At 46.6% G+C, this 8,107-nt stretch carries 5 protein-coding genes; all 5 read right to left on the bottom strand.

What is annotated here, in order from left to right; translation table 11 throughout:
- Positions 1 to 27: 27 nt before the first annotated feature.
- Complete coding sequence (locus tag VN105_RS29265; RefSeq protein WP_325646957.1) at positions 28 to 1,506, bottom strand: family 43 glycosylhydrolase; 1,479 nt, start codon at positions 1,504 to 1,506, stop codon at positions 28 to 30.
- A gap of 22 nt (positions 1,507 to 1,528) precedes the next feature.
- Entirely contained in the window at positions 1,529 to 2,911 is a 1,383-nt protein-coding gene (locus tag VN105_RS29260; protein ID WP_325646955.1) for a sugar porter family MFS transporter, read from the bottom strand.
- Positions 2,912 to 2,934: 23 nt separating this feature from the next.
- A complete protein-coding gene (locus tag VN105_RS29255) occupies positions 2,935 to 4,641 on the bottom strand; it encodes a RagB/SusD family nutrient uptake outer membrane protein (RefSeq protein WP_325646953.1) in 1,707 nt (568 codons plus the stop codon).
- A gap of 19 nt (positions 4,642 to 4,660) precedes the next feature.
- Positions 4,661 to 7,744 carry a TonB-dependent receptor gene (locus tag VN105_RS29250; RefSeq protein WP_325646951.1) on the bottom strand — a complete coding sequence of 1,028 codons (3,084 nt, stop codon included), beginning with the start codon at positions 7,742 to 7,744 and terminating at the stop codon, positions 4,661 to 4,663.
- A gap of 127 nt (positions 7,745 to 7,871) precedes the next feature.
- Positions 7,872 to 8,107: substrate-binding domain-containing protein (locus VN105_RS29245; RefSeq protein WP_325646949.1), on the bottom strand; the 236-nt coding region annotated here is incomplete at its 5' end.

Below are 8,107 nucleotides of genomic sequence, written 5' to 3'. Positions count from 1 at the left end.
CAAATCCTAATAACATATCTCTCTGTTTTAATTATTCTTTACAAGCGGGCTGATTTTTATGGATTTAAACTTCACATTTCCATGTTTGGCATAAAACCATAAGTAACCGCCTTTTTGCTCTGGGGTACGGTTTACAATACAACGGCGGTTATCAATACATACATCGATGATATCGTTGGTTAAGATGATATCTACTTTAATTGTTTTATCAAGACCATCCACTGCCTTGATATCAGTATTTCCCAGGCTTACTATGCGATTATTTGCGGAAAAATTAAGCCGGTACCCATTAGCTGCTTTTTCGTCGGAGCGCAGGTACAAACCATATTCCTCCGTGGGGCCCTGCGGTTCAATTTCGAGGGTTACGCGGGCATCCAAAGGAATGTTTTCCACGTAGGCGCTGCCCACGCCGCCCGGTGCGCTGATCTGCAAATTGTTGCCATTAGCAGTACTGTTAACGCCGTTAGTTATCTTTAATGATAAAGGCGAACCGGCAGCAGGAATCATCTCCGCAGGAAATTTTGTTGCCAGTGTACCATCGGCTTCCTGCAACACTTCCCTGAAAATAGAATTGCCACCAAATCTTTCACCTTCATTGTCTTTATTGTTGTGTCTTGAAGGAATCCAGGCAGCTGCAATGCGCCGGTCATTTTTAAACTCCGCCGTTTTCACCACATTGGCCCACGATTCGTTCAACGCCTGGTGCCGCGGTTCTTCCCAGGGGCCATAAGGTTTTCTTGATTTAACGTAATAAGTATCGCTGTTATCACTGTACACTAAATAGTACCAGCCTTTCCAGAAAAAGTAATCCGGGCATTCAGGTACGGAGGGCTGCCCCGTTAAGATAGGGTCCAGTACTTTCCAGTTCTTCAGATCCTTTGAAGTGAGATGCACCAGGCACCCACCGGCATTTCTCATCACGGGATTTTCCTGCCAGCTGGATACAAACAGGTGGAACTCCCCCGTTCTTTCATCTACAAAAACCTTCGGATCACGAAAATCCCTTTTACTGTAACCGGGTGCGGAAGTATAAAAAGGATTGGGCTTTTGTTTCTCAAAATGAACACCATCATTACTGATAGCATAGCTCAGCTGTTCATTCACCTTGCCTTCGCTGTTAACTAAACGGGTAGCGTAAAAAGCATAGTATTTATTGTTATGAAAAACAACGGAGCCGGTACAGATCGATTTCTCCCATTCCTCGTCAATGCCCAGCACCACGGGGTATTGTTTCCAGTTAATAAGATCGGTAGTAGTGCTCAATGCCCACTGGTGGCCGCCGAGGCCATTAAGACTTTTATGATGTGCAGAATCCAGCAACCAATAATAATAGTAAGTACCATTCCGGGCAAACGGGATACAGTCGCCCACAAACAGGTTGCCTTTGGGTTTAAAGTATTGCAGGTTCTTAGTGATCTGTACAGACGGATCGTACCGAACGCCTAACTGGGCATACGACACGGAATACACAGCGAACAACAGGCTGATGAATATTATTTTCTTCATGGATCAATTATTTTCTTTTAGATTAAAGTTTCCGGGGATTATTTCCTTTGCGCCAGAAGCTTTCAATATCTTCCAGCGATTTCCCTTTGGTTTCCGGTATATAGTAGTATCCCCAAACAGCGCCGATCAAACAAATTACGGCATAGCACCAGAAGGTAACATCGATGCCCAGCGAATTAACCAGCTTTAAAAAGGTAAACGCAATCACCGCATTGAAAGCCCAGTGCGATAAGGAACCGATGCTCATGCCCACTCCCCTTACATTGAGCGGGAATATTTCAGAGATCAGCAACCATCCTAACGGGGCAAGACTGATAGCAATAAACACGATGTAGCAAACAATGCTTAACACGGCAAATACCGGCAAACTGGCGCCCAGCGCTTCTTTAAAATGAAAGCATATACCCAGTAAAGCAAGCGAAGGGATCATGCCCCAGATACCTATCATGTATAACTTTCTTCTCCCTGTTCTATCTAACAAAAAAACAGACAACAGGCAGGCCAGCACATTCATCCCCCCAATGATAATAGCCGGGATAATGGATTGTGTGTTACTTACAATACCTGCCATTTTAAAAATTATGGGAGAATAATAGATGATGGTATTCACGCCGGAAAACTGCTGGAAGAAAAAAATGCCTACCGTAATGATCAGAGGCGCACGCAACCAGGGTTTGAATATTTCGATTACACTGGTTTTATTCTCGGTTTCCTGTTTCACTTCATTTTTGATATTAGCCAGCGTCTGATCTATCATGTCGGGATCCTCTACTTTGCGCAGTACTTTTATGCCTTCGTCCAGGTGGTGTTTGCTGATAAGCCAGCGGGGCGTTTCCGGTAAAAAGAACATGCCAATAAGCAATACCAGCGCGGGCGCCAAACCTACGAGGAACATCCATCTCCAGGACTCGTTGTTGTTATCGTCGGACAGTGCATAGTCGGTGATATAAGACACCAGGATACCGATAGTGATCATCAGCTGGTTTAATGTTACCAGTGCCCCCCTGATACGGGTGGGTGAAATTTCCGCGATGTACATAGGCACCACGTAGGAAGTAATACCAATGGCGATACCGATAAGGATCCGCATCAGGATCAGTACCGTGGGATCAGGCGCAAAAGCGCAACCGATAGCGCCCACCGCAAAAATAACAGCATTGATAATGATCATCTGTTTACGGCCAATGATGTCAGAAAGCCGGCCACTGCCAACAGCCCCTATAACGGCGCCTAACAATACCGTAGTAGTAATCCATTCAATGCTGGCATCGTTCAGTTTCCAGTATTGCTTCAGGAAAGGTAAAGCACCGGAGATTACGCCGGTATCAAAGCCAAACAACAATCCACCGGTGGCGGCAACAATAGAGATCATTAATACATTCGGTCTGATCTTTGTCACTTTCATTTAGTTTGTTTTAGTGATTTGATTTATTTCCATCCAACATTTTGCGTGTATACACCGCGACTATAATTCAGCTGCGCCAAAGGAACCGGCAGGTATTCGTCCCTGTTTTTCTGAAAATGCGCGTCTTTCAGGTAAGCCCGCCTGGATGATTCTTCCTGAAAATACTTATTTAAATATTCTGCCGCTATACCCCATCTCACCAAATCGAAAAAACGGTTGCCTTCCATGGCAAATTCCAGTCGCCGTTCCCATATGAGCGCCTGCCAGGCAAAGTCTTTGGTCCAGTTACAGTTTACGCCCGGTTTATAAATATCCATTTTATAGTTTGAAAAATAGGCGCCGTTGGGATACTTCAATTTTGCGGTGCTCGCCATGGCTCTTTGCCTGATGGCATTAATAAGCGGCAGGGCTTCATTGAAGCGGTTCAACTGGATCAGGGCTTCTGCTTTCCAGAGTACAACATCCGCGTAGCGGATCACTTCAAAGTTTTTGGAGCTGGACATGAACGGCGGTATCTTCTGGAAAGAAGGATCATCCGGCGCCACGGTTTCTTTCAGGGAAGAGAAATCGCCGTAGATCTGCGGCGCCCTTGCCCATGTTCTTTCATAAACAAAACTGGTGCTGTATTTATAGGGATGACCTGGTATAGCCACAGTATGATCCAGTCGCGGATCAAAGGTATTATTAGTAAAATCCGCATTCTGCTTATTGAAGGTATCAAACATCGGTAAGCCGTTGTTGTTTGTTTTAAAGGAGTTGACCAGGTTCTGGCTGGGAAGATGAAACCCGCAGCAGCCAAACTCCTTGTTCATAGGATAATTCAGCGCCACGCCCATATTCAGGCGGCCCTTGGGTGTACCGTCATCTTTTGAATATTGCACAGCAAATACTGATTCAACGCCATTATCGAATTGTGCCAGGAAGTTATTTGCAAAGTCGGGGCTTAGCTGGTACAAGCCTGATGCCGTTACCTGGTCGCACAGTGCGATCACCTCCTGCAGCTTTTGCTGGTTCACGGAAACCACATTATTATTCTCGTCCTGTGTATACGCCTGGTACAACAGGGTTTTTGCGAGGTAAGCTGCAGCGCCGGGTTTATTTACCCTTCCCTTTTCGGGTTGTTTGGCGGGGAGATTTTCTACGCCGAACCTGAAGTCATCTGCGATCTTATTCCAGAGTTCATCGTTGGATAATGCCTTGTTTGATATTTCGCCATACTTATTTTCCGGTATGGTTTCATCAATGTAAGGAACGTATTTATAGAGCAGCTTTAACAGGAAGTAGAAATGGCCCCTGATAAAACGTGTTTCCGCCTGTCGTACTTTCTTTTGCGGGTAGCTGCTGTCGCTCAGTTGATTGATCCTTCTCAGTGCGTCGTTGGCGCGCGATACGCCGATATAGAGGTAGTACCACATCTGGTCGGTATTGCCTATTTCCGGCCTGTTGCCCGAGAAGATCTCGTAGTTGTGCCAATCGGTATTATCGCCGGGGCTGTCGCCTCCTTTATAGGCATCGCCGCTGCGCATGCTGCCCCAGGGCCATAGTGAAAAAGACGTGTGTATATTATCGTTACCCAGGCCGGCGTATGCGGCGATCACCATTTTATCTACGTTTTCCGGTGTGTTCAGGTCGTCGCCGGAGATGACGCCCTGCGGTGTTTTGTCCAGTGTTTTGGAGCATGATGCGCATAGCGCTAATAAAGCAATGATGATATAATTGAAGTGTTTCATTTTCCTGCTTTTTAAGATCTTATAAAGTGATATTTAATCCTGCGGTATAAATGGCAGGAATAGGGAAAGTGCTGTTGGGCGCTTCCGGATCGGGACCTGTGTACTTACTGCTTTTCAGCGTAATAAGGTTACTGCCCTGCAGGAAGAACCTCGCCCTTTTAATACTGATCTTATTAGCCAGGCTGGTGAGGTTGTATCCTATCTGAATATTTCTCAAACGCAGATAAGATCCGGGTTCGAGATAATAGGTAGAAAAACGGCCTTCATCGTTCGTGTCTACCAGCGTGAGTGCGGGGATGCTGCTGCCGGTATTTTGCGGCGTCCATGCATCCATGGTTCTTTTCCCCCAGTTGGTGCCTGGCCACAGCGAAGAGAAGTCCGTATAGATCTTGCTGCTGTTGTTCACCATTACCCCCTGTACACCCTGGAAGAAGATGCTTAGGTCGAAGTTTTTGTATGCGGCGCTGATATTGAGTCCATAAGTAAAATCCGGATCGGCGATGCCGATGTAGTCGCGGTCGGCGCCGTTGATGATACCATCGTTATTAAGATCTTTATAACGGATGCGGCCAACGCCTTTACCCGTCTGTTCTGCATGGTGATCTACTTCCGCCTGGTTCTGGAAGATACCATCGGTCACATAACCGAAGTAGCTGCTTACCGATCTGCCAATGATGATCTTATCGTTGCCGTTACCGGGATAAGCGGTGAGTGAATTTTCGGGGAGCTTTGTTATTTTGTTTCGATAAGTAGCCACGTTTGCAGAGATGGAGAAGGTAAGCTCCTTCCCTATTTTGCCATCATAGTTAACGATGGCTTCAAAGCCTTTGTTACTCATAGAAGCGCCGTTAACGGTGGGATCGCCGCCTTCGCCGATAACAGCCAGGCTGGGTGGTGTGAGTAATATATCGGAGGTGTTCTTGATAAAATAATCCACCGATCCTGAAATCTTTTGCTGCAGGAATCCAAAGTCGATCCCAAAGTTGGATTGCATGGTAGATTCCCATTTCAGGGTGCTGTTGCCGCGTTGTGTTTTGGTAAAGCCGGAGGGCAATTGACCGCTATTGCCGCCGTTGATATCATAGGCGCTGCCCTGGTCCCTGTCCCAGGTAGGATCTGTGCCGTAGTTAGCCGAATACAGGTCATAAATAGCGTTGTTGGCAATGGCCTGGTTGCCGGTTTTTCCCCAGCCGTATCTTAATTTAAGATCCGATATAAAAGAGATATTGTCTTTGATAAAATTCTCTTCACTCATTCTCCATCCCAGTGAAAAAGCGGGGAAATAGCCGTACCTGTTATCGGCGCCGAACCTGGAAGATCCGTCTCTCCGGATGGTACCAGAAGCAAGATAGCGGTCTTTATAAGCATAATTGACCTTACCAAAAAAAGACAGCAGGGAGTTAGCGCTTCCTGACCCGCCGTTGTCCTTCTTGGAGGAGCCGGCATCGAGGTAGGCATAGTCAATATTTTCGAGGGCGTATCCCTGTCTTGATCCGAAGAAGTTCTGCGACATAAACTGGATCAGTTCAGAGCCGAGTAATACTTCAAATGCGCTGGCGCCTATCTTTTTATTATAGTTCAATGTGTTTTGCCAAACCCAGTTGCCGCTGTAATCCTGCGAGGTATTTACCTGGTTGGAGGGATCCGTAAGAAATCCGGATACGTAGGACTTACGGAGCGTGCGGGCGTAGTTGCCGCTATAATCCACGCCGATACTGCTTTTCAATACAAGGCCGGGAATCACTTCGAGGCTGGCGTATGCGTTTCCGAACAGGCGGTAGAAGTGAGATTTGTTCTGGCGGTTATCTTCAATAAGCCGCACGGGATTATGGCGGTCGGTCATTCCGGGTGCGGGTCCGCCCCAGCCGCCGTCTATAGTGTGCACCGGTACAATGGGCTGCGCCTGTAGTGAAAGACCAACAATATCTTCCGCGGGAACGGCGGTGCCAACGGTATGTGTAAAGGAAAGGTTTTCACCGATCACCAGTTTATTATTGAACATACGATATTCCGTGTTTGCGCGTGTAGTAAGGCGTTTCAGGGATGACCCGCGAATGATGCCGGTGTTATCATAGTAGCTTACTGAAAAAAGTGAGCTTCCTTTTTCGCCGCCGTTTGAGATAGTGATGTCATTATTTTTTATCAGAGATGTTTGTGAGATTTCATCAAACCATTTTGTGTCGGCGGGGCGCATTGTTTTCGCGGCGTCCAGGTATTCCGGGAGGATCACTTTATTCAGCACCGGCGTACCGTTTGGGTCGCCGGTTTCAAATTTATAGATCTGGCTGGCGGTGTTGGGATCTTTACCATCATTGATAGCCGCCTGCCAAACGGCTCTTCCTCTTTCATCCGTGTTCAGCACCTGGATCTTGGAGCGGTAATTTTGTGTAGATACTGACGAGTTAAAATCTATTTTGCTGATGCCGTTTTTCCCTTTTTTGGTGGTGATGATGATGACGCCGTTTGCTGCGCGGGAGCCATAGATGGTGGCTGCGGAGGCGTCTTTAAGCACCTGCATGGATTCGATGTCGGCCTGGTTAATTTCGTTCAGCCCTCTTTCCGTTGGTATACCGTCTATTACATAGAGGGGGTTGTTATTTCCCAGCGTACCGATGCCCCTGATGCGCACGGTGGCGCCGCTGGCCGGGGAGCCGTCGGTAGTGATGTAAACGCCGGGGATTCTTCCCTGCAGGGCTTTTACAGGATTGCCCAGGGGTATATCCTTTATTTCGGCTGTTTTCACTACAGACACCGCGCCGGTGAGGTCTGCTTTTTTCTGTGCCTGGTAACCGGTTACTACAATTTCGTTGAGGTTACCGGTTTCATATTCCATGGTAACCGAAAGCGGTTCCTGTGACCGGGTGACGAGTACTGTCAGCGCTTTCATGCCGATATACGAAAACGTGATGGACTCGTTAATGCCGGCCGTAATGGTGAACTCTCCGTTTGCACCGGTGGTGACGACCTGTTTATTCGATTTGACAGTTACGCCCGGTAGCGGGCTTTGAAGGTCTTTGCTGGTAACAGTACCAGTGACGGTTTTCTGCTGGGCAAAAGCTGCCAGGCAGAAAAACATAGGGAAGATGACTAGAATCAGTTTCATAACGTTGGATTTATAATTTTTGGCTGTATTGTATTTCTGCTTTAAACGTTTAAAGCATAGCGACATAAAAAGCCCTTCAGCAATTCCTCATTGCTTTAAACGTTTAAAGTATTTAAGTAAAAAAAAGTTAGTTTTCTTTACATGATTTTCCGATGATCAGATCGGCTTCCAGGCTTATTTGTTTGTTTATTTTATTGTGATTTATCAGCTCCAATAACGTGTTTACCGCCAGTTTACCCATCTCTTCCAGGGGTTGCCTGGAGTGAGTGATGGGTGTATAGAACAATTCAAATGCATCCGATTCGTCGAAGCTCAGCACTGATATATCCTTTGGCACTTTTAGTTTTTTCCTGTTTAAATATT

Origin of the sequence: Chitinophaga sp. (assembly GCF_035564935.1) — a bacterium.
In the GTDB taxonomy this organism is placed as follows: Bacteria; Bacteroidota; Bacteroidia; order Chitinophagales; family Chitinophagaceae; genus Chitinophaga.
Note: the sequence above shows the minus strand (reverse complement) of the source record. Positions and strands in the feature narration are given on the sequence as shown.